The organism is Salmonella sp. NW177, from assembly GCF_051811585.1.
Classification (GTDB): domain Bacteria; phylum Pseudomonadota; class Gammaproteobacteria; order Enterobacterales; family Enterobacteriaceae; genus Salmonella; species Salmonella enterica.
On the sequence record NZ_JAMMZV010000008.1, the window covers coordinates 62404 to 85954 of the forward strand.

General features: G+C 54.5%; 18 protein-coding genes. 12 read left to right on the forward strand and 6 right to left on the reverse strand.

All coding sequences use genetic code 11. From position 1 onward, the window contains the following. Nucleotides 1–407 precede the first annotated feature (407 nt). The 6 genes from fhuB to hrpB form a co-directional block, all read right to left on the reverse strand. The gene (gene fhuB, locus NA986_RS20120; RefSeq protein ID WP_198910094.1) at nt 408–2447 is read right to left on the reverse strand and encodes a Fe(3+)-hydroxamate ABC transporter permease FhuB; all 2040 of its coding nucleotides are present in this window, start codon (nt 2445–2447) and stop codon (nt 408–410) included. 14 nt (nt 2448–2461) lie between these two features. After that, nucleotides 2462–3352, reverse strand: a complete 891-nt coding sequence (gene fhuD / locus NA986_RS20125) for a Fe(3+)-hydroxamate ABC transporter substrate-binding protein FhuD (RefSeq protein ID WP_023215871.1) — start codon at nt 3350–3352, stop codon at nt 2462–2464. Then, nucleotides 3352–4149 (reverse strand): Fe3+-hydroxamate ABC transporter ATP-binding protein FhuC, encoded by a 798-nt coding sequence (gene fhuC / locus NA986_RS20130; protein WP_001157203.1) that lies wholly within the window; start codon nt 4147–4149, stop codon nt 3352–3354. The genes fhuD and fhuC overlap by 1 nt, the downstream gene beginning before the upstream one ends. Nucleotides 4150–4197: 48 nt before the next feature. Further along, complete coding sequence (gene fhuA, locus NA986_RS20135; protein ID WP_010835134.1) at nt 4198–6441, reverse strand: ferrichrome porin FhuA; 2244 nt, start codon at nt 6439–6441, stop codon at nt 4198–4200. Nucleotides 6442–6733: 292 nt separating this feature from the next. Next, nucleotides 6734–9256, reverse strand: coding sequence for a bifunctional glycosyl transferase/transpeptidase (gene mrcB, locus NA986_RS20140; protein ID WP_000918127.1), 2523 nt, complete (start codon nt 9254–9256; stop codon nt 6734–6736). A 140-nt stretch (nt 9257–9396) separates the two neighbouring features. Further along, on the reverse strand, nt 9397–11826 hold the full coding sequence (gene hrpB / locus NA986_RS20145) for an ATP-dependent helicase HrpB (RefSeq protein ID WP_024147145.1): 2430 nt from the start codon (nt 11824–11826) through the stop codon (nt 9397–9399). Between the two features lie 72 nt (nt 11827–11898). On the opposite strand from hrpB, the gene thpR reads away from it, so the two are divergent. From thpR to NA986_RS20205, 12 genes are all read left to right on the forward strand, one after another. Then, nucleotides 11899–12429 carry an RNA 2',3'-cyclic phosphodiesterase gene (gene thpR / locus NA986_RS20150; RefSeq protein WP_023215869.1) on the forward strand — a complete coding sequence of 177 codons (531 nt, stop codon included), beginning with the start codon at nt 11899–11901 and terminating at the stop codon, nt 12427–12429. A gap of 16 nt (nt 12430–12445) precedes the next feature. Then, on the forward strand, nt 12446–13150 hold the full coding sequence (gene sfsA, locus NA986_RS20155) for a DNA/RNA nuclease SfsA (RefSeq protein WP_023215868.1): 705 nt from the start codon (nt 12446–12448) through the stop codon (nt 13148–13150). A 176-nt stretch (nt 13151–13326) separates the two neighbouring features. Continuing rightward, complete coding sequence (gene dksA / locus NA986_RS20160; RefSeq protein ID WP_001155232.1) at nt 13327–13782, forward strand: RNA polymerase-binding protein DksA; 456 nt, start codon at nt 13327–13329, stop codon at nt 13780–13782. A 68-nt stretch (nt 13783–13850) separates the two neighbouring features. Continuing rightward, complete coding sequence (gene gluQRS / locus NA986_RS20165; protein ID WP_023215867.1) at nt 13851–14747, forward strand: tRNA glutamyl-Q(34) synthetase GluQRS; 897 nt, start codon at nt 13851–13853, stop codon at nt 14745–14747. Nucleotides 14748–14908: 161 nt separating this feature from the next. Further along, the gene (gene pcnB / locus NA986_RS20170; RefSeq protein ID WP_204367155.1) at nt 14909–16306 is read left to right on the forward strand and encodes a polynucleotide adenylyltransferase PcnB; all 1398 of its coding nucleotides are present in this window, start codon (nt 14909–14911) and stop codon (nt 16304–16306) included. Next, entirely contained in the window at nt 16303–16782 is a 480-nt protein-coding gene (gene folK / locus NA986_RS20175) for a 2-amino-4-hydroxy-6-hydroxymethyldihydropteridine diphosphokinase (protein WP_000150777.1), read from the forward strand. Before pcnB ends, folK begins: the two co-directional genes overlap by 4 nt. A 120-nt stretch (nt 16783–16902) precedes the next feature. After that, on the forward strand, nt 16903–17694 hold the full coding sequence (gene panB, locus NA986_RS20180; RefSeq protein ID WP_000805488.1) for a 3-methyl-2-oxobutanoate hydroxymethyltransferase: 792 nt from the start codon (nt 16903–16905) through the stop codon (nt 17692–17694). 125 nt (nt 17695–17819) lie between these two features. Next, a complete protein-coding gene (panC, locus tag NA986_RS20185; RefSeq protein WP_000905350.1) occupies nt 17820–18674 on the forward strand; it encodes a pantoate--beta-alanine ligase in 855 nt (284 codons plus the stop codon). A 94-nt stretch (nt 18675–18768) separates the two neighbouring features. After that, nucleotides 18769–19149 carry an aspartate 1-decarboxylase gene (panD, locus tag NA986_RS20190; protein WP_000621526.1) on the forward strand — a complete coding sequence of 127 codons (381 nt, stop codon included), beginning with the start codon at nt 18769–18771 and terminating at the stop codon, nt 19147–19149. 277 nt (nt 19150–19426) lie between these two features. Beyond that, on the forward strand, nt 19427–20032 hold the full coding sequence (gene stkA / locus NA986_RS20195; RefSeq protein ID WP_000466114.1) for a Stk fimbria major subunit StkA: 606 nt from the start codon (nt 19427–19429) through the stop codon (nt 20030–20032). Nucleotides 20033–20118: 86 nt separating this feature from the next. Continuing rightward, nucleotides 20119–20871, forward strand: coding sequence for a fimbrial chaperone (locus NA986_RS20200; protein WP_000248430.1), 753 nt, complete (start codon nt 20119–20121; stop codon nt 20869–20871). A gap of 67 nt (nt 20872–20938) precedes the next feature. Further along, nucleotides 20939–23536 (forward strand): outer membrane usher protein, encoded by a 2598-nt coding sequence (locus NA986_RS20205; RefSeq protein WP_070794031.1) that lies wholly within the window; start codon nt 20939–20941, stop codon nt 23534–23536. Nucleotides 23537–23551: the final 15 nt, after the last annotated feature.

Sequence of the window (23551 nt, forward strand, 5' to 3'; positions counted from 1 at the left end):
TTATATTAAAATTGATTTACGAGATGCATTAAAGATGCGGCATCCACATCTTAATATTTAAAAAGGCTTAATACCGAAACCGGTAATTCTTATTATTGGATAGATCATGCCGCAATTTATCATCAACGTTTCGGGCCTGAATATGTTGAAATTAGTCACCCTGTTCAGGAGACAGCGGCGCGCCACTGAAATAGCACATGACTTATCGATACAGAAATAACCCCTGCTTCTTGCTGAACATAAAAGCAGAGTTCCCTCGATAAAACGTGACAGGACAGCTTTCGCACGCTGATAGCGTTCAGCTATTTTTAGGTCTACAAAATATTGCCACAACATATTGATATTGTGTAATTTGTAGGTCGGGTTGAGCATGGCCGCCACCCGACATAAATGTGGCACAGCTTTTTTTACCGGCTCTGTTTACGTAGCAAATAGATAAAGTACGGCGCGCCAATAAAGCTTGAAAGCAGTCCCGCCGGGATCTGATACGGAAATAGCGCCATCCTGCCGCACCAGTCGGCAAAGACCAGTAGAACGCCCCCTGCCAGCGCCGAGATGACCATATGCGGCATCGTCCGGCGAAAACCGAGCATCCGCGCAATATGCGGCGCCATCAGTCCAACGAAACTCAGCGGCCCAATGGTCATCGTCGCAGTTGCCGTCAAACAAGCCGCCAGCGCCAGCAGCGCGATACGCGATGGCGTAAGCGCCATGCCCACCGCGCGCGCGGCATCGCCGCCCAGGGGCAAAATCGTTAACCAGCGGCGACACAACGGCACAATGGCCAGCAAAATCACCATCACGATCGCGGTTCGCGTAACCTGCCCGCCAGTGGCGTTATAGGTAGATCCTGCGATCCAGGTCAACACTTCCGCCATCCGCGGGTCGCCGCTCGCCTGGAGCATCATTAGCAGCATGGTAAACGCGGTGCTGAGCGCCATCCCCGCCAGCAACATCCGTTGCGGCGAGAAACCGCCGCGCCCGGCGGCTATCATAATAATCAGCAGTGTCGCCGCCGCGCCCAGGCTTCCGGCGGGCAGTAGCCAACCGAAGGCATTCCCCGGCACCAAAAACAGCATCAACACCACGCCAAACGCGGCTCCGGAACTGATCCCCAGCACTTCCGGACTGGCCATTGGATTACCGGTCAGACGCTGAATAATGCAGCCCGCCACCGCCAGCATGACGCCCGCCATTAACGCCGCCAGTATCCGCGGCCAGCGCCACGGCATCAGTTCTTCAAGCAGCGTTCCGCTCGCCCACGTCCAGCCGTGCGCGTCGCGACCAAAAGAGAGCGCGCCCCATGTTGCCAGCAGCAAGAGCGCGCCACCGGCAACGGCAAAAGCGAGGACATGCCGACGCTCCGCCGCCACACGATCGCTGGCGTTCATATCCGGCGCGCTCATGCTTTTAAGCCGCGGCAGCAGCCACAGGAGCAGCGGCGCGCCGATTAACGCCGTCACTGACCCGGTGGAGACTTCCATCCATACGCGGGTGAGCCAAAGGATAATCTGATCGGATAGCCACAAAATAAGCGCCCCAATGAGCGGCGCCAGCATCAGGCGCGCCAGCAGACGTCTTGCGCCAAGCATTTTCGCCAGCAGCGGCGCAAACAGGCCGATAAAACCGATAATGCCCACCGCGTTGACCAGCAGCGCGCTCAACACCATCGCCAGCGACAGCGCCGCCAGACGCGCTAACGACAGCGCCAGACCCAGATTACGCGCAACGCCGTCATCCAGCCCCATCAGCGTCATCGGGCGTAACAACAATAACGTGAGCATCACGCCGCCCAGCAACTGCGGCCACAGACGCTGCACGCCGCTCCAGTCGGTTTGCGTCAGCGTTCCGGTGCTCCATAAAAACATGCTTTGCAACTGATCGTGATGGAAAATCACCAGTAACTGGTTGATTGCGCCACAATAGAGGCTAACCACCAACCCGGCGAGGATTAGGGTTACCGGCGACAGGCGTTTGCCCCACGCCACGCCGAACACCAGCGCGCCGACGATACAGGCTCCCGTCAGGGCGGCAAACTGAGTGGTCAGCGCGCCGGGAATCGCCCATAGCGTAGTCACCGTGATCCCCAATTGCGCGCCGGTCGCCACGCCCAGCGTGGTCGGTTCCGCCAGCGGGTTACGCAATACTTGCTGGAACAGGACGCCTACCAGCCCAAGCCCCGCGCCCACCAGTAGCGAAATCGCCAGTCTTGGCAGCAGGCTGTAATGAAAAATCATCTGCTCAATGATGTCGATATCCGGTGACCAGATAGCCTGTTGCCACTGACTGCGCGGTAGCGCAACAGAGAAGTTAACCCATGTCAGCCAGCAGGCGGCAACAAACAGCGCCAATAACAGCAACGCCGGATGGCGGCTTCGCCTTATCCGGCCTACAAAGCACCCGAACCGTAGGTCGGATAAGGCGTTTTTCGCGCCACCATCCGGCATTTCACGTTTTCTGCTCACGCTTTGCCTCCCAACACGTTATTCAGGATGCGGACAAAGTGCATCGTGGAGAGGGTCGCGCCATAGAACCAAACGGCGGGCACCCGATGAAAACGCCCGGCGCGGACAAACGGCATGGCCTGCCACAGCGGCGTTGCCATCAGCGCGTTCATATCGGTGCTATTCCCGTGATCGAAGCAGATCACATCCGCTTCTTTATACATCGCCAGCCGATCGATGCTAACCGCCGTACTGCCCCAAAAGTTGGTTTCCCCCTGCCAGGCATTGACAATGCCATACTCGTCCAGCACCTCCTGGAACAAGCAATTCGGGCCGAGCACCAGCATATGCCGCGGATCGATAAGCGTCGTCATCAGTAACGGACGCCCCCCGCGGCGGATAAAATGCGGCTTCTGGCTGGCGATGAAGCGATCGTATTGCGCCAGATGTTTTTCTGCCGCAGCTTCCAGATTCAGCGTCTGCGCCAGTTCAACCAGCGATCGTCGGGCTATCGCCAGCGGCTTTTTGCCGTCGCTAAAATCGAACCCGCGCCCCGGCGCGATCCGTGCCAGTTTCTCCGGCGAGGGTCCGTAGCCTGCCGACCAGACCATAAACGACGGCTTCATCTCCGTCAGTAGTTCGAGATTGGGTTCAGTGCGAAGACCCACATCAATCACCGAATCCGGCAACGGCGGTTCGCTAACCCACAGCTTATAATTTGGCACATCCGCCACGCCATACGGCGTAATACCGAGCGCCAGCAGCAGCTCAACCGGCAGCCACTCCAGCGCCACAATCCGGCAGGGATCGATAGCGGCAGCCTGCGCCGTATTCATTTGCCACAGCAGCGGCGAGAGCGCCATCGCCGTTAATAAACGGCGGCGAGTAAGAGGATATAAATCACGCATTAATACACAAAACTCACAGGTGCCGCGCCCGCCGGATGCGGAAGGATACCCATCGGGATACCGTAAATCTTCTCCAGCGTGTCACTGCGCATCAGTTCCGCAGGCGTTCCTTGCGCAATCATTTCACCGCCGCGTAGCGCGACTAAATAATCACAGTAGCGGGCCGCCATGTTGATATCGTGCAGCACCGCAACCACCGTCAGCCCACGCTGCTGGCTTAAGCGATGCACCAGCGCCAGCACGTCAACCTGATGGGCGATATCCAGCGCTGACGTCGGCTCATCCAGCAGCAGACAACGGCTGTCCTGCGCGACCAGCATGGCAATCCACGCGCGCTGGCGCTCGCCGCCGGAAAGACTGTCTACCAGACGATGCGCCAGCGGTTTTAAGCCGACCAGCGTAATCGCCTCGTCTACTTTTTCCCGGTCCGCGACGCCAAAGCGTCCCAACGCGCCGTGCCATGGATAGCGGCCAATCGCCACCAGTTCGCGCACCGTCATTCCTTCCGCCTGCGGCAATTGTTGAGGCAGATAGGCAACTTTTCGGGCAAACGCCTTGCTGCTCCAGCTCGCCAGCGGCTGATTGTCGAGCAGAATATCCCCTTCGGAAGGCGGCTGATGGCGGCCCAGCATTTTTAACAGCGTGGATTTACCGGAACCATTATGACCGATAAGTCCGGTGACGCGACCTGCGGGAAACGTTAACGAGAGGGGGTGTAAAAGCGTGCGGCCCGGCACACGAAAAGCGACGCTTCGCAGCGCAAAGGTGGTATCGGAATGAATGTGGTTTTCCTGCATCGCAGCCAACTTGTAAAACGGGCACGGCAAGCCGTGCCCAAAAAGAAATTAGAAACGGAAGGTTGCCGTTGCAACGACCTGACGTTCTGCGCCCCAGAAACAGCCGTAGGTCTGGAAGCAGCTGGCGACGTATTCGCGGTCGAGCAGATTATTGACATGAAGGGCAACGTTGGAGCCTGCCATGCCTACGCGCGCAAGGTCATAACGTACCAATGCATCGACAACCGTATAACTCCCTACTTTAAAGGAGTTTGCCGGATCGCCATAGCTTGACCCCGTGAAACGCCCGCCAGTCCCCAGCGTTAAACCGGACAATGGACCATCAAAGAAAGTGTAATCGCCCCACAACGACGCCATATGCTTTGGTACCTGTGCAGGAGTATTACCTTTATAAGTCGTATCCGTCGTGTATTCGGCGTCAGTATAGGTGTAAGAACCCACGACGTTGATGCTTGCAGAAAGCGCCGCTTTCGCTTCTAGTTCCACGCCGCGGGCGCGAATTTCACCGCCTTCAACCGAGAAGAAAGACCCCGCCGGATCAGCCATCAGGTTGTTGGTTTTGGTCAACTGATAGACCGCACCGGTAATGACTATCGGCCGATCATTCGGTACATATTTAACCCCCGCTTCATACTGCTTACCTTTCGAAGGTGCAAATATTTTCCCGTTCTCTCCCGTCTGTGAAGCCGGCTCAAACGACTCACTATAACTGAAGTAAGGCGTTATTCCATTATCAAACAGATAGTTAACACCACCACGCCAGGTAAACTGCTTATCATCACGTTTAGATGTGATGCCAGTAGTGCGGTTAAGAGACTCTTGATCGGCCCAGTCATAACGTCCACCCAATGTTACCAGGACTTTATCCCACTGTGCCTGGTCCTGGACGTACAGACCCGTTTGCTTTTGCTTATTCAAAATCTGGTACGGGCCGGATGTTGCTGGATCTCGCGAAGCAAAGTCGAAATCAGTGTACACCGGGTTATAGAGGTCAAGCAGAGGTACGGAGTCGTCGTAGCCAAACCAGGCATTAATATCGTTACGCATACGCATAAAGTCGACGCCGGTCAGCAGCGTGTGATCCACCTCACCGGTGGCAAATTTACTTTGCAACTGAGTATCAACGGAGAAGTTTTGCAGTTTCTCGTCGTCAACAACATATTTACGAGCCAGATAATGACCTTTGTCCGCTGGCGCTAATGCCGCGCACTGCTTGCTGTCACGGTTTGCCGGATCGGAACAAACGCCGTAACCATAGACGCTATTTTGCGAGACTTTATTCTCGGCATAGCGCAAATTCTGGCGCACGGTAAAGGTGTCGTTGAATTCATGATCGAAGCTGTACCCTACCATCTTCTCATTACGAGAATAGGTATTGTTTTTCGCCCCTTCGTTGAAATCTGTTGGCAGACGTTTACCGTTTGGCAGCGGCTCAACCGTTCCCTCTTTCGGCAGCCAGCCGTAGTAACCCGTCTCTGGTTCATTCTGGAAGTAAGAGAGAAACGTAAAGTTCGTCTTGTCATCCGGACGCCAGGTGAACGCTGGCGCAATCGCATAGCGCTGCTCTTCCGCGCGATCCTGCTGCGCATTGGCGGAACGCGCCAGACCGGTCAAACGATACGAATATACGCCCTCTTCATCCAGCGCGTCGCTGAAGTCAAAACCAGTCTGGAACAGACTGTCAGTACCCATCTTGAACTGAATTTCTTTCAGCGGCTCCGTCGTCGGGCGCTTGCTAACCATATTCAGCAAACCGCCAGGGCTACTTTTCCCATACAGAACGGAAACCGGACCACGCATCACTTCCGCGCGTTCCAGCATATAAGGGTCTATCACCGCATCATTATAGAAGTTGCCCTGCATTTTCAAGCCATTCAGATAGTTATTCTGGCTTTGGCCATCAGCGGCGAAACCGCGAATGATCAGGTAGTCGTAAGTATTGGACGCGCCACGAGTGCCCACGGCAACGCCAGGGGTATAACTCAACGCTTCTTTAACCGACTTTGGCTGATGCAACGCCATCTCTTCGGCGGTAACAACGGAAATAGACTGCGGCACCTTTTGAATCGGCGTGTCCGTTTTGGTTGCCGTGGCGGATTGTCTTGCAGCGATGGTTGCCGCCGGTCCCCAGGCACTTTCCTGCGCGGCAGGCGCTGCGGTTACGGTAATGGTTTCTTCTTTCGGTTGAACCGCCGCCTGTGCATAGACAGACATGCCGCTAACCGCTGTGGCTACTACAACTGCGATTTTACGCAGTGAGGAGTTTGGCTGAGCAGTTTTAAGACGCGCCATTGGTATATCTCTGATGAAAGTGAATGATAACGTAAACGATAATTATTATTATAACCGCAGCATAATAGGCGAAATATCGTCGCAATGGCAAGCGATACGCGGCCCTACGAAAACTAAGGGGTTAAGAAATAACCAGATGAAAAGGAAGGGTTAATAAATTAGACTGAAATGTTATTTATAGGGGATTTGCCGGATGGCGACGTAAGCGTCTTATTCGGCCTACGTCGCACATAATGGGGTCGTAACGGTGTAGACCGGGTAAGCACAGCGCCACCCGGCACTATTACCGTGATTAATTGCCGCCGAACATCTCCTTAATCCAGCCGGCAACGCCGTCGCTCTTCTCTTCTTTCGGCGGCTGTTGCTGCGCAGGCTGCTGCGGCTGAGACGACTGATCGAACGGATTGCCTGACGGCTGCTGTTGCTGCTGCATCATCTCGCCCTGCTGGCACAGCGTATTTGGATCGTCCGTCCAGACCGGCAGAGTGCGCATACCGCCGCTACAGACAAAATTACCGTCGTAATCAACGCCCATATCCACCACATCTTCCGGCGGCGTCAGAACTAAAGGCGTCGGCGTCTGGTTCGCCAGATAGCGCTGGTAAATCGCCATCGCGCCGCTGGCGCCGTACAATTTCGTCGGCTGGTTGTTATCACGGCCTACCCAGGTGATAGTCACCTGGCTGCCGTCGATACCGGCAAACCAGGTATCGACATTGTTGTTTGTCGTCCCGGTTTTACCCGCCAGATGTAGACCCGGATATTTCGCGCCAAGCTGACGCCCCGTACCACGCTGGACGACCTGCTGCATTGTCCAGAGCGTCAGGTAAGCCGCCTGTGCCGGTACGGCGCGTTCAGCTTGCGGATAACTTTGGTACAGCACCTTACCATCTTCCGCAATAACCGAACGCAGCGCTGATAACGGCGCGCGATTTCCGCCGCTGGCGATAGTCTGGAACGCCTGCGCCACTTCGATCGGCGTCAGGTTCAGCGCCCCTAACAGCATCGCCGGAACCGGATTGAGCTGATCTTTCGGCACGCCGAGCTTCGTCCAGGTATCGGTTACCGCCGGTAAACCTAACGCCATCCCCAGATTGACCGTCGGTACGTTCATTGAGCGAGTTAACGCATCCACCAGCATCACTTTCCCGCTTTCGCTGTAGCGACGATCGTCGTTCTGCGGCGACCAGACCTGACCATTCGGCTGGCGCAGAGAAATCGGCGCATCGGCAATCCAGGTGTTCAGACGGTATAAGTTCGGCTGACTTAACGCGGTCAGATAGGTCGCCGGTTTCGCCAGCGACCCGATGGAACGGCGCGCCTGCATGGCACGGTTATAGCCGGCATACTGCGGCTCCGCCCCGCCAACCATCGCGCGCACCTCGCCGCTAAAGCGATCCACCACCACCATCGCAGTTTCCAGATCGCTCAATTTACGCTGCTTCTTCAACGCCGGAATGCCTTCGACAACGGCTTTTTCTGCGGCATCCTGCGCCACGGAGTCAAAGGTGGTGAAGATCTTCACGCCGGAGAGATCTTTAATTTTATCCCCCAGCTTCGCCTGCAGTTCCTGACGAACCATCTGCATAAACGCTGGCTGCGGTGAAATAACGCCGCCGCGCGGCTGTACGCCAAGCGGACGCGCGCTCAGCATGTCATAGAGTTCCTGATCGATGATTTTCTGCTGCTGTAACAGGCGTAACACCAGGTTACGACGCTCCAGCGCCAGTTTCGGGTTGCGCCACGGGTTATAAATCGACGCCCCTTTTACCATCCCCACCAGTAACGCCTGCTGATCGAGGCTCAGTTCCTCTACCGGACGACCAAAGTAATACAGGCTCGCCAGCGGAAAACCGCGAATTTCATTGTCCCCGCTTTGACCGAGGTAGACCTCGTTCATGTACAGCTCAAGAATACGATCTTTACTGTAACGGGCATCCATGATCAGCGCCATGTAGGCTTCATTCGCTTTACGCCAGTATGATCTTTCGCTGGAGAGGAACAGGTTCTTCACCAGCTGCTGGGTCAGCGTACTGGCCCCCTGCACCGTGCGTCCCGCCGTCAGGTTGGCCAGCACCGCACGCCCGATAGAGTAAAGACTAATGCCATCATGCTCATAGAAATGACGGTCTTCCGTCGCCAACAGCGTATCGACCAGCAGATCCGGGAAACCGCTGCGCGGGACGAATAAACGCTGCTCGCCATTTGGCGAAGAAAGCATGGTGATAAGCCGCGGATCGAGACGGAAGAAGCCAAACTGGCGGTTGTTATCCAGATTGACGATGGTTTCCAGACGCCCGTCACTGAATGTCAGCCGCGCGCGCACCTGCCCTTCTTTGCTGTCCGGGAAGTCAAACGGACGACGGATCATCTCAATGCTATTGGCCTGCACGGTAAATTCGCCGGGACGGGTCATCTTCGTCACCAGACGATACTGCGTCGCTTCCAGCAATTTCACCATCTCGTTTTTGCTGACAGGCATGTCTGGCTCAAGGTTCACCATCCGACCATATACCGCCGCCGGAAGCTGCCAGACCTTGCCATCGATACGGCTGCGGATTTTTTGATCCAGATAGACGCCGTAAATGGCGAATAGCACCACAAAAACGATAAACAGTTTTAGCAATAGCCACAGCCAGCCGCGCTTGCCACGAGGCTTACGCCCTTTGCCCTTACCTTTACGCGGCATCGGTTCTTCATCCTCATAGTCATCATCATAATCGTCGTCATGCTGCCGACGACGGCTCACCTTTTGTTTCACAGGACGTGACGGTTTCCCCTTACGTCCAATCGGCTCGCGGTCATTCCCCGCCATGCTTTTTCTCCGCAACATACAGGCGCAAAGGCCCGATTCTCTATTCTTCCGCCAGACGACAGAAGAAGAAATCTCTCAATTTACCCTTTTGCCGGATGGCGATTAACGCCTTATCCGGCCTGGAGGCAACGTATAACACGTCACGAATACTTCTTCGTGCGCCGCGTTGGGGCCGTATTCGCCGGATCGTCCGGCCAGACATGTTTGGGGTAACGGCCCTTCATCTCTTTTTGCACTTCGCGATACGCCCCCTGCCAGAAAGCGCTTAAATCGCGCGTAATCTGTAGCGGTCGCTGCGCAGGCGAAAGCAGTTCCAGCACCAGCGGCACGCGGCCCTGAGCGATGGTTGGGGTCTTCGCTTCGCCGAACATTTCCTGCATTCTGACCGCCAGTGCGGGCGGGTTATCTTCATGATAACGAATCGTTATTCGGCTTCCCGTCGGCACAGTGTAATGCCCAGGCAGTTCACTATCCAGACGTTGCAGCATGGCATAGTCAAGCAGTCCCCGTAACGCCTGAGTCACATTCAGAGATTTCAGACTCCGTAACGACTGTACGCCTGTCATGTGCGGCAGCAACCAGTTTTCCAGAGTCGCCAGCAGCGACGCCTCATCCACGGCAGGCCAGTCATATTCCGGCAGCCATTTCGCCGCACAGTGCAGACGCAGACGGAACTGCTCCGCTTCCGGCGTCCAGTTAAGGACGGCCAGACCTTTATCGCGGATGCCGTTCAGCATCGCCTGATGAAGCTCCTCTTCAGACGGTTTCGCCAGTGGCTGAACGCTAACCGTCAACTGTCCAATACGCATTCTGCGCCACGCTTTCAACGTTCCCTGCGCTTCGTCCCATTCAACCGTGTCGGACTGGCGCAGTAAATCAGGACACGCCTGAATCAGCGAGGCGATATCCAGCGGCTGCGCCAACAATATTCGGGCGTCCGGCGAGGCGCTACCTTGCAGTAACAGCGGCGCGATCAGCCATTCATGACGTCCCAACGCGTCATCCGCATCTAACATCGCGCCCATACCATTGGCTAACTGATAGCGCCCTTCCTGACCACGACGCCGCGCGATGCGGTCGCTAAACGCTCTGGCCAACAGCGGCATAATAAGCGCGCTATCCGGCTCGCCATTACGCACCTGCAGCCGTTTTAAAAGCTGCTGGCTACGCTGCTGCCAGCCCGGCTGTCGCCGCGAAAATAGCCCGCTTAAATCCGTACCGCCGCCGCGCGGCGGGTCCTCAAGGATGGCCGCGAGCATGGCGGCAGTGGCGGCGCTATCGCCCTCGCCAGCGTTGACTAACATCGCCGCCAGGCGCGGATCGTTACCTGTTGCCGCCATTTTCCGGCCCCGCGCGCTTAACCGCTCGCCCTCCAGCGCGCCTAACATCAATAATAAACGGCGGGCGGCCTGAAGATTCACCTCCGGCAGCCTGTCCAGCCAGAAAAGCGATGCCGGATCGTGACATCCCCACTGCAACACCTCCATCAATAAACCGGAAAGGTCGCTGTGTAAGATTTCCGGATCGCTTTGCGCCGCCGCCCGCTCCGCCTGTTCTTTGGCCAGCAGATGTAAACAGATACCCGGCGCCAGTCGTCCGGCGCGCCCCGCGCGCTGCGTCATTGATGCCTGACTGATACGCTGCGTAACCAGCCGCGTCAGTCCCGTTCGCGCGTCAAATCGCGCCACGCGCTCCTGAGCGCTATCGACGACCAGACGAATCCCTTCAATCGTCAAACTGGTTTCGGCAATGTTAGTCGCCAACACCACTTTACGCATCCCGGCGGGGGCGGGAACAATCGCTTTGCGTTGCGCTTCCAGAGACAATGCGCCATACAGCGGACAAAGCAGGACATCGCTCCCTACCCGCGACGCCAGATGTTCATGAACGCGCTGTATTTCGCCTACGCCGGGTAAGAATAGCAGCAGCGAACCGTTTTCATTGCGCAGCAGTTCCGCTGTCGCCATCGCGACGGCTTCATCAAAACGCAAATGCGCCGCGAGCGGCTGATAACGTCGCTCCACCGGGAACGCGCGCCCCTCCGAGACGATCGTCGGCGCATCAGGCAGTCGCTGACAAAGCCTGTCGTTATCCAGCGTCGCAGACATGATTAACAGCCTGAGATCGTCACGGAGCCCTTGCTGGATATCCAGCAACAGCGCCAACGCTAAATCCGCCTGTAAACTGCGCTCATGAAATTCATCCAGTATCACCAGCCCCACGCCGCGTAATTCGGGATCGCGCTGAATCATTCTGGTCAATACGCCTTCGGTCACCACTTCCAGCCGGGTACGCGGCCCCACGCAGCTTTGCGCGCGCATCCGGTAACCTACCGTTTCGCCAGGCTTTTCATTCAACGCTTCCGCCAGACGCTGCGCGACATTACGCGCCGCCAGACGACGCGGTTCAAGCAGAAGGATTTTTCCAGCAACCGGACCTTGTTGCAGGAGTTGCAACGGCAGCCAGGTGGATTTCCCCGCCCCGGTAGGCGCGGACAACAAAACCTGCGGCGCGGTTTTTAGGGCTGTCAACAATTCAGGCAATACGGCGGCAACGGGCAATGACGTCACAAACGGCTCCACGGGGTTAACTTTCTTTGCGCCGCATTGTAGCATCGTGTTAATCCATAACCGAGTATCCCTATGTCTGAGCCAAAACGGCTGTTTTTTGCGATTGACTTACCCGACGACGCGCGCACGCAAATTATCGCCTGGCGCGCCGCTCATTTTGCGTCTGAAGACGGACGCCCCGTCGCAGCGGCGAACCTGCACCTGACGCTGGCCTTTTTAGGCGACGTCAGTAACGATAAGCAGCGCGCGCTTGCGCAACTGGCCGGACGAATTCGCCAGCCGAGCTTTACGCTACATCTGGATGACGCCGGTCAGTGGCTGCGCTCGCGCGTGGTGTGGCTGGGGATGCGCCAGCCGCCGCGCGGGTTGTTGCAGTTGGCTAATATGCTGCGCGCGCAGGCCGCCCGCAGCGGTTGTTACCAAAGCCCGCAGCCTTTTCACCCGCATATTACGCTGCTGCGCGACGCCAGCCATACGGTGGCTATCCCGCCGCCGGGCTTTTGCTGGTCATTTCCGGTCACGTCGTTTGCGCTTTACGCCTCTTCGTATGGGCAAGGCCGTACCCGCTATGCCGAGCTGCAGCGCTGGACGCTGGGCGAATAATAATGAAGGAATGTCGATGCTATTCTCACCCCCTTTACAACGCGCTACGCTGATTCAGCGCTATAAACGTTTTTTAGCCGATGTGATCACCCCTGACGGTACAACGCTTACGCTGCACTGTCCTAATACCGGCGCGATGACCGGCTGCGCCACGCCTGGCGATACCGTCTGGTATTCGACATCAGAAAATACTAAACGCAAATATCCGCATACCTGGGAATTGACTGAAACGCAATTCGGCGCATTCATTTGCGTGAATACGCTGCGGGCGAACCAGCTAACGAAAGAAGCGATTCAGGAGAATCGCCTGCCGGCGCTGGCGGGGTACAATATTCTGAAAAGTGAAGTCAAATATGGCGCCGAGCGCAGCCGTATAGATTTTATGTTACAGGCAGATTTCCGCCCGGACTGCTATATTGAAGTGAAATCGGTCACGTTAGCGGAAAAAGAAAACGGTTATTTTCCCGACGCCATCACCGAACGAGGGCAAAAACATCTTCGGGAGTTGATGGGCGTTGCGGCGGCAGGTCATCGCGCGGTGGTGGTGTTCGCGGTGCTGCACTCCACCATTACACGTTTTTCACCCGCACGTCATATCGATATAAAATACGCGCAGCTATTGAGCGAGGCTCAGAATAAAGGCGTGGAAGTTTTAGCTTATAAAGCAGAACTTTCAGCCCAAAAAATGGAACTGAACGAACCAGTACCCATAACGTTGTAGTGGAATAACAGCCTGATTATTAAGTATTCTGGCCGCGTGCATAAATACGCTTTTCCTCACAGGGTTGTCAAGTGTTACGTTTAGATAATTGCTATCCGGAAAAGCATCTGCTATTTATAGCGACCTGATTTTCCCCCGAACATGGGGATCGATAGTGCGTGTTAAGGAGAAGCAACATGCAAGAAGGGCAAAACCGTAAAACATCGTCCCTGAGTATTCTCGCCATCGCTGGGGTGGAGCCGTACCAGGAGAAACCGGGCGAAGAGTATATGAACGAAGCCCAGCTATCGCACTTCAAGCGTATTCTTGAAGCATGGCGTAATCAACTCCGGGATGAAGTCGATCGCACTGTGACGCACATGCAGGACGAAGCCGCCAACTTCCCCGATCCGGTCGATCGCGCCGCGCAGGAAGAGGAGTTTAGCCTGGAGTTACGTAATCGTGACCGTGAGCGCAAACTGATCAAAAAGATCGAGAAGACGCTGAAGAAAGTGGAAGATGAAGACTTCGGTTATTGCGAGTCCTGCGGGGTGGAGATTGGTATCCGCCGCCTGGAAGCGCGTCCAACAGCCGATCTGTGCATCGACTGCAAAACGCTGGCTGAAATTCGCGAAAAACAGATGGCGGGTTAATCCCGTTCGTTTCTACCCTATTTATGACAGGCGGGAGTTTTCCCGCCTTATTCTTTATTGCCCGCAGCATGACTGACTCACACTATATTGGCCGTTTCGCGCCGTCGCCATCCGGCGAACTGCATTTCGGCTCGTTAATCGCCGCCCTCGGCAGCTATCTACAAGCCCGTGCGCAACGCGGAATTTGGCGCGTTCGCATAGAGGATATCGACCCCCCACGTGAAGTTCCCGGTGCCGCAGCGACCATTCTGCGCCAGCTGGAACATTACGGCCTGCACTGGGATGGCGAGGTCTTATGGCAATCACAGCGTCATGAGGCTTATCGCGAGGCGCTGGCCTGGCTTCACGAGCAGGGACTGAGCTACTACTGCACTTGCCCCCGCTCGCGTATTCAACGTCTGGGCGGTATTTACGACGGCCATTGCCGGACGTTATGCCACGGGCCGGAGAATGCCGCCGTCAGAATTAAACAGCAGCATCCGGTGATGCGTTTCCATGATGCCTTGCGCGGCGACATCCAGGCTGACCCACAGCTGGCGAGCGAAGATTTTATTATCCACCGCCGCGACGGACTGTTTGCTTATAATCTGGCCGTGGTGGTCGACGATCATTTTCAGGGGGTGACGGAGATCGTCCGCGGCGCAGATTTAATCGAACCCACTGTCCGACAACTTTCGCTGTATAAACAGTTTGGCTGGCGTGCGCCTGGTTACGTGCACCTTCCGCTGGCGCTCAACGAACAAGGCGCTAAACTTTCCAAGCAAAATCATGCCCCTGCGCTTGCGACAGGCGATCCGCGCCCGGTACTGGTCCAGGCATTGCGCTTTTTAGGCCAACGCACCGTCGTAGCGTGGCAGGAGATGTCTGTTGAGGAGTTGCTGCGCTTTGCAGTGGCGCACTGGAGGCTTACAGCCGTACCCACATCGGCTAATGTAAATCCGGCATTCTCAAATGCGTCTCGCTGAGCTATGATTAGCCGCTATTTTTGCTCATCGTCTTTCGCATTGCTGCGGCGTTAATGATGCTTACAGCCCAGGTCGCGTTGCTCTCTTACGCCCGTCTGCCGTAATGCGAAAGACATAGAGTAAGTTGATCTTATTAATGTATGACACTACCGAGGTGCGCTATTTTTACCCGAGTCGCTAATTTTTGCCGTAAGGTGTTAAGCCGCGAGGAGAGCGAGGCAGAACAAGCCGTCGCCCGTCCACATATGACGATTATCCCGCGTGAACAGCACGCTATCTCCCGCAAAGATATCAGTGAAAATGCCCTCAAGGTACTGTACAGGCTGAACAAAGCGGGCTATGAAGCCTACCTGGTCGGCGGCGGCGTCCGCGATCTCCTGCTCGGCAAAAAGCCGAAGGATTTCGACGTGACCACCAACGCAACACCGGATCAGGTACGGAAATTATTCCGCAATTGCCGTCTGGTGGGGCGTCGTTTCCGCCTGGCTCACGTGATGTTTGGCCCGGAAATTATCGAAGTGGCAACGTTTCGTGGTCATCATGAAGGCAGTGAAAGCGACCGTACGACCTCCCAGCGTGGGCAAAACGGTATGCTGCTGCGCGATAATATCTTCGGCTCTATCGAAGAAGATGCCCAGCGCCGCGATTTCACCATCAACAGCCTTTACTACAGCGTAGCGGATTTTACCGTGCGCGATTACGTCGGCGGAATGCAGGATCTGCAAGAAGGCGTGATTCGCCTGATCGGCAATCCGGAAACGCGCTACCGCGAAGATCCGGTTCGAATGCTGCGCGCCGTGCGTTTCGCTGCGAAGCTCAATATGCGTATCAGCCCTGAAACGGCTGAGCCAATCCCGCGTCTGGCAACCTTGCTAAACGACATTCCTCCCGCGCGCCTGTTCGAAGAGTCGCTGAAGCTGCTGCAGGCGGGGAACGGTTTTGAAACCTATCAACAACTGCGGGAATACCACCTCTTCCAGCCGTTGTTTCCTACCATTACGCGTTATTTCACCGAAAACGGCGACAGCGCAATGGAACGCATCATTGCGCAGGTGTTGAAGAATACGGATAACCGCATCCGTAACGAGATGCGCGTTAATCCGGCATTTTTGTTTGCCGCCATGTTCTGGTATCCGCTGCTGGAGATGGCGCAAAAAATCGCTCAGGAGAGCGGTCTGGCCTATTACGACGCTTTCGCGCTGGCCATGAATGACGTGCTGGATGAAGCCTGCCGTTCACTGGCGATCCCGAAACGCCTGACCACGCTTACCCGTGATATTTGGCAGCTTCAGTTACGGATGTCGCGACGTCAGGGCAAACGCGCCTGGAAACTGATGGAACATCCCAAATTCCGCGCCGCGTTTGATTTACTGGAGCTGCGCGCTCAGGTGGAAAATAATACTGAACTGCAACGTCTGGCGCAGTGGTGGGCCGAGTTTCAGGCTTCCGCGCCGCCGGAACAAAAAGGGATGCTCAACGAGCTGGACGACGATCCTGCTCCACGCCGCCGCCGTTCACGTCCGCGCAAACGCGCGCCGCGCCGCGAGGGCACCGTATGACGATCGCGTATATCGCGCTTGGCAGTAATCTGGCCTCTCCGCTGGAGCAGGTCAATGCCGCCCTGAAGGCTATCGCCGACATTCCCGATAGCCGTATCGTCACGGTGTCTTCGTTTTACCGCACGCCGCCGCTTGGTCCACAGGATCAGCCGGACTACCTGAACGCCGCGGTGGCGCTGGATACCGCCCTCGCCCCCGAAGAATTGCTTAACCATACCCAGCGCATTGAGCTGCAACAGGGCCGGGTGCGCAAAGCCGAACGCTGGGGGCCGCGCACGCTGGATCTCGACATTATGCTGTTTGGCGATGAAGTCATTAACACCGACCGTCTGACCGTACCGCACTACGACATGAAAAACCGCGGTTTTATGCTGTGGCCGTTATTCGAAATCGCTCCTGATCTGATCTTTCCGGATGGTATCAGCCTGCATCAGCATCTCACCCATCTTGGTGCTGCAAAACCCGCCCACTGGTAAAACATCGCCTCCCCTTTAGCGTTTACTGCTTTAGCGCCAAACGATTGCTTAAATCAATTGCCCCCCTGAATATGACTGTTAGAATGCCGGGAAATATAACTTTTACCATCAGGAAACGTTATGAAACCCACCACCATTTCACTGCTGCAGAAATGCAAGCAAGAGAAAAAACGCTTCGCGACAATTACCGCCTACGACTACAGCTTCGCTAAGTTATTTGCCGACGAAGGTATCAATGTGATGCTGGTTGGCGACTCGCTGGGCATGACGATTCAGGGGCATGACTCCACTCTGCCTGTCACCGTGGAAGATATCGCTTACCACACTCGTGCCGTGCGACGTGGCGCGCCCAACTGTCTATTGCTCTCCGACCTGCCGTTTATGGCTTACGCCACCCCGGAACAGGCATGTGAAAACGCGGCTATCGTGATGCGTGCGGGGGCCAATATGGTCAAAATTGAAGGCGGTGCCTGGCTGGTTGATACGGTGAAAATGCTCACCGAACGCGCCGTGCCGGTTTGTGGTCATCTGGGACTAACGCCACAGTCGGTGAATATCTTCGGCGGCTATAAAATTCAGGGCCGCGGCGATGCCGGACAAGTGCTGCTGGATGACGCTTTGGCTTTAGAAGCGGCTGGCGCTCAACTGCTGGTGCTGGAGTGCGTGCCGGTTGAGCTGGCGAAGCGCGTCACGGAAGCGCTGTCGATTCCGGTGATCGGCATCGGCGCGGGCAACGTCACCGACGGTCAGATCCTGGTGATGCACGATGCGTTTGGCATCACCGGCGGCCATATTCCCAAATTCGCGAAAAATTTCCTTGCCGAGGCGGGCGACATGCGCGCCGCCGTACGGCAGTATATGGCTGAAGTGGAGTCCGGCGCTTATCCGGGCGAAGAACACAGCTTTCACTAATTTTTCTGACCGTGCCGGATGGCGACGCGACGCGTCTTATCCGGCCTACCGATCCTCAACGGATGTAGGCCTGATAAGCGCAGCGCCATCGGGCAGGATCATCAAGCAACTCAAGGAGTTTTGTTGTGCTAATCATTGAAACCCTGCCGCTGCTGCGCCAGCATATTCGTCGTCTGCGTCAGGAAGGTAAACGCGTCGCACTGGTTCCCACCATGGGCAACCTGCACGACGGCCATATGAAGCTGGTCGATGAGGCAAAAGCCCGGGCTGATGTGGTGATCGTCAGCATTTTCGTCAATCCGATGCAGTTTGACCGGCCGGACGATCTGGTGCGTTATCCGCGCACGCTGCAGGAAGATTGTGAAAAGCTGAACAAACGCAAAGTCGATTATGTCTTTGCGCCAGCCGTTGAGGAAATCTACCCGCAGGGGCTGGAAGGCCAGACGTACGTTGATGTTCCCGGCCTCTCTACCATGCTGGAAGGCGCCAGCCGTCCGGGCCACTTCCGCGGCGTCTCGACTATCGTCAGCAAGCTGTTCAACCTGATCCAGCCGGATATCGCCTGCTTTGGCGAGAAGGATTTCCAGCAACTGGCGCTGATCCGCAAAATGGTGGCGGATATGAGTTATGACATTGAGATCGTCGGCGTGCCGATTATTCGCGCCAAAGACGGTCTGGCGCTCAGCTCACGTAACAGTTATCTGACCGCAGAGCAGCGCAAAATTGCGCCGGGTCTACACAACGTGATGAATAGCATCGCTGAAAAACTGATTGCGGGTAACCGTGAGCTGCAAGAGATTATTGCCATTGCCGAACAGGAACTGAATGAAAAAGGCTTCCGTGCCGACGACATTCAAATCCGTGATGCCGACACGCTGCAGGAGCTGACGGAAACCAGCAAACGCGCAGTGATTCTGGCCGCCGCCTGGCTGGGTCAGGCGCGTCTGATCGATAATCAAAGCGTTACATTAGCCCAGTAGACAGGGGTTAAAAATCGGGCAATACTGCCTGAGAATTTCCAAAGCAGGCCACAAGCGCCTGCTTAGCCAAGGTAAACGACAGGGTAAAGAAGTTATGATTCGCACCATGCTGCAAGGCAAGCTCCACCGCGTAAAAGTCACGCAGGCGGACCTGCACTACGAAGGTTCCTGTGCCATTGACCAGGATTTCCTTGATGCCTCCGGTATTCTGGAAAACGAAGCGATTGATATCTGGAACGTGACCAATGGGAAACGTTTCTCAACCTATGCGATTGCGGCTGAACGCGGCTCCAGAATCATCTCGGTGAACGGTGCGGCGGCGCACTGCGCTGAAGTTGGCGACATTGTGATTATCGCCAGCTTCGTCACCATGTCTGATGAAGAAGCGCGTACATGGCGTCCGAAAGTGGCCTATTTTGAAGGCGACAACGAAATGAAGCGCACCGCGAAAGCTATTCCGGTACAGGTTGCCTGATTTTCAATAATAGGACAACCCTTCCAGAAAAACATATTTTGGGACGGGTTGTCTTTTTTTTAAATCACCAATAAATAATATTATTTATTATTTATCTTATTGCTTAAATAATAAAACATTAGTTTTACTTAAAAGAACATAAAGTATTTCTAATGGATAAATTTATTCCTTTTCATCGCAACTCTCTATAAAATCCGCCTCGAAATATAATATTTCAACAAATAAGATATATAAATATATTTTATTTATCTTTATCACTAAAATATGGATATTCTAAATGTTTTTCAGAAAATATGGCGTAGCCGCTTTTATTGCAATGACTTTGGGTGCCGGGTCTGCAATGGCAGCAGATCCAGATACGGGTACTATTACTTTCCACGGTCTGGTTTCTAACAATACCTGTAAAATCTCTCTTGATAATAAAATAGATCAAGACGGTAATGATTTTGACATTACTCTGGATACCGTTTTTGTTAAAAACTTCGCTACCGCACTGGGTGCTAACAGTACTCTGGGCGAAAAACAGTTCACTCTGAATCTGAGCGAATGTGATAACGCAACGGTAAAAGATGCCTCCGCTCAGTTTAATTCCTGGGGCGGTTCCAGTTCAACGTCAGGTGGTCTGTTAGTACCACCGGCTAATCTGCAAGGAGCAGCAGAAAACGTTAACCTGGTGCTGGCTAACAACGGTAACGGCGCTACCGATCTGATCAAAATTGACCAGACTAACAACACGCAGAAAGCCACTATTTCCGCTGATGGCACCGGTGACCTGTTCTACCGCGTAGCCTACACCCAGGGCCAGAAGTGGAATGCAGACACCAGCCCGGTAACGGCAGGAACCGTACAGGCACAAGTTGCCTTCACCGTTATTTATAACTAATCCTTTGTATTTAAAAAGATTAGCCAATCCCTCAGCGGCTGTGCTGGGGGATTTTAATTTTAAAGTATACCTACAGGGAGGGTAAAATGGTCAATACGGTTATTACAAAGGGATTTAAAACCACCTGCTTCGCTGCCGCGGCCTTCACGGCATTTGCCACATTCCAGGCAAACGCGGATATCGTCATTTCCGGAACACGTATTGTGTACCCAGCGTCATCAAAAGACGTGATTGTGAACCTGGATAACCGGGGCAATAAACCTCTACTGGTGCAAACCTGGCTGGATGACGGGCGTGACGGTGTTGATCCGCAGGAGCTAAAACTGCCGTTTGTCATTACACCTCCGGTATCTCGTATCGATCCACAAAAAGGGCAATCCTTGCGTATTACGTATATGGGTAGCGCATTACCTCAGGATCGGGAATCGCTGTTTTGGTTTAACGTGCTGGAAATTCCGCCAAAATCAAAAGCGAAAGAAGGCGAGAGTTTAAATCAACTTCAACTCGCCTTTCGCACGCGGATCAAATTATTTTTCCGCCCGGACGGCCTGAAAGGCACGCCTGGCGATGCGGCGGCAAACCTGAAATGGTCGCAGAAAAAAGAAGGCAATACGCTTTCACTATTTGCCCAAAATGACAGCGCGTACAACGTTTCTATTTCCAACGTAAAATTTAAAGTGGGCGGTAAAGAATATACCGTCGACAGCAAATCCGTTTTACCCTTTAGCGGGGTCAGCATGCCCGTAAAAGGCCTTTCGAATAATATTAACGGTACCGTTATCTATAACACCATTAATGATAATGGCGGCACAAATAAACGAGAAGCCAAAATAGACTAATCAATTATAACAATTACGTACCAATGTAGTGGGCCATTCTGGCCCACGTTAATTATTCGGAAAAACAATGCTATTTCAACGCTCATTATTATGTCTTACTATTGGCGCTGCACTCCCTTTTTCCGTTTCTGCTGCAAATTCAGCAGCAGAAAAAACCGTTGCTGAGTCGGACGAAGCCGTAGAATTTAACGAACAATTTTTACTTAATAGCAGCGCTAATATCGATATTAGTCGCTATGCATATGGCAACCCGGTGCTTGCCGGAACCTATCGTGTGAAAGTGAATCTTAACAATGCGTTGAAATCTACCTCTGAAATTACCTTTAATGAAAACGGTACGCCACGCGCCAGTGCATGTCTGACGCCGCTTTTACTCACCCAGGCAGGTGTTGATCCCGCCGCAATGCGCGATGACGTTGAGGTCGACGACAACACCACGTGTCTGGATATAAAAAAATACTACCCCGGTGCGACGGCGAATTACGATTCCGGCAAACAGGCCATGGATCTCAACTTCCCGCAGATTTATATCCTGAAGCGTCCTGCCGGGTATGTTGACCCCTCACTGTGGGAAGATGGCGTTCCGGCGGCCATCGTCTCTTACGATATGAACGCCTGGCACAGTGAAGGCAATGGCACAACGTCCGATACCGCTTACGTGGGGCTACGTTACGGTTTAAATATGGGACCATGGCGTTTGCGTTCCCGAGGTAGCCTTAACTGGAACAAAGATACCGGTAGCGAATACAACAATCAGGACGTTTATTTACAGCGAGATATCACCGCGCTGAAAGCGCAAATGGTGATAGGCGACTCCTATACCCGTGGCGATGCGTTTGACTCCTTCAGCCTGAGCGGGATACGGATGTATAACGATGACCGCATGTTACCGATGGGCTCCAGCAACTACGCGCCTGTTATCCGCGGCGTCGCCAACAGCAATGCCAAAGTCACGGTGATGCAAAGCGGCAATAAAATCTACGAAACCACCGTACCGCCGGGGGCGTTCGAGATTAACGACCTTAGCACCACAGGTTATGGTAACGATCTGCTGGTCACCGTAGAAGAAGCGGACGGCAGCAAACGCAGCTTTACCGTTCCCTTTTCGTCAGTCACCCAAATGTTACGCCCCGGCGCGACACGCTGGGATATCGGCGTCGGCGAGCTGAACGATGATTCTTTACATGATAAACCGCAGGTGGGTTACGCGCAGTTTTACTATGGCCTGAACAACACCTTTACCGGCTATATCGGCGCGCAATATACCGATATGAATTTCTATGCTGGGTTATTAGGTCTGGCAATGAACACCGGTATTGGCGCATTCGCCTTTGATGTGACGCAATCTCACGCCAGTATTGATGATTTAGGCACGCTCAGCGGGCAAAGCTACCGGCTGACCTACAGCAAAATGATCGAGGCGACCAATACCTCATTTAACGTCGCCGCTTATCGTTTTTCTACTGAAGACTACCTCAGCCTGAATGACGCCGCGTCTTTGCAAGACAGCGTTAAACATCAGCAATATGCGCAGCAAAGTTATCGCTCAGGCGATGAGTTATATGACGATTACCAGCGTACCAAAAATCAGGTGCAAATCAGCATCAACCAGCCCTTAAACCAGGGAGAAACAACCTGGGGTTCTGTGTATGTCAGCGGAACATGGCAGGACTACTGGAATGATGCGGGCTCCACGGCCAACTATAGCGTGGGTTACAACAACAGTTTTGCCTACGGCAGCTATAGCGTGTCATTACAACGCGCCTATGACCAGAACGGCAGTAAAGACGACAGCGTCTATTTAAGTTTCAGTATTCCGTTGAGTATGTTCTCCCACAACGGGGAACGCTCTGGCGGTTTCTCCAATATCAACATGGGCCTGCGTTCTGACATGAAGGGCGGTACTAACGTCAACTCCACCGCCAGCGGTAATACCAAAGATAGCGACATCAGCTACTCCGTGAGCGCCACCTCCAGCAGCGGTAATTACGGCAACCTGAATCAGGTAAGTGGCTTTGGCTCCCTTAACAGCAGCTATGGCCCATTAGGGATTTCCGCCTCGTTTGGCGACGACAATAGCCAGCAATATTCCGCCAGTTACAGCGGTGGCATGGTGCTGCATTCTGGCGGCGTGGCGTTCGCGCCGGGCAGCATTGGCGAAACCGACGCCGTCGCCCTGGTGAAAGCCAGCGGCGCACAAGGCGCAGGACTGGGCTACAGCAGCAGCGAAATCGGCAGTTCGGGCTATGGCATTTTACCGTATATGTCAGCCTACCGCGAAAACCGGGTGTCGCTGGATATCAGCACACTGGAGAAGGATGTTGAAATCAAAAGCACCAGCACGGTTACCGTACCGCGTAGCGGCGCCGTCGTGCTGGTGAATTTTGAAACCGATGAAGGTCGCTCACTGATTCTGGAATTACTGCGTAGCGATAAAGGCTTTATTCCTTTAGGCGCAGATGTCCTTAACGAGAAAAATGAAACTGTCGGTACCGTAGGCCAGGCCGGACAGGCGTACGTGCGCGGCGTAGAACCGCAAGGCGAACTTCGCGTGGTGTGGGGCAGTGGTAAAGAAAGCACCTGTACAGTGCGTTACCAATTAGCTGAAACCACGGCAAAAGCGGGACTCACCCCCGTACTGAGCAATCAACTTTGTCACATGTAATGACCTGTTTAGGGA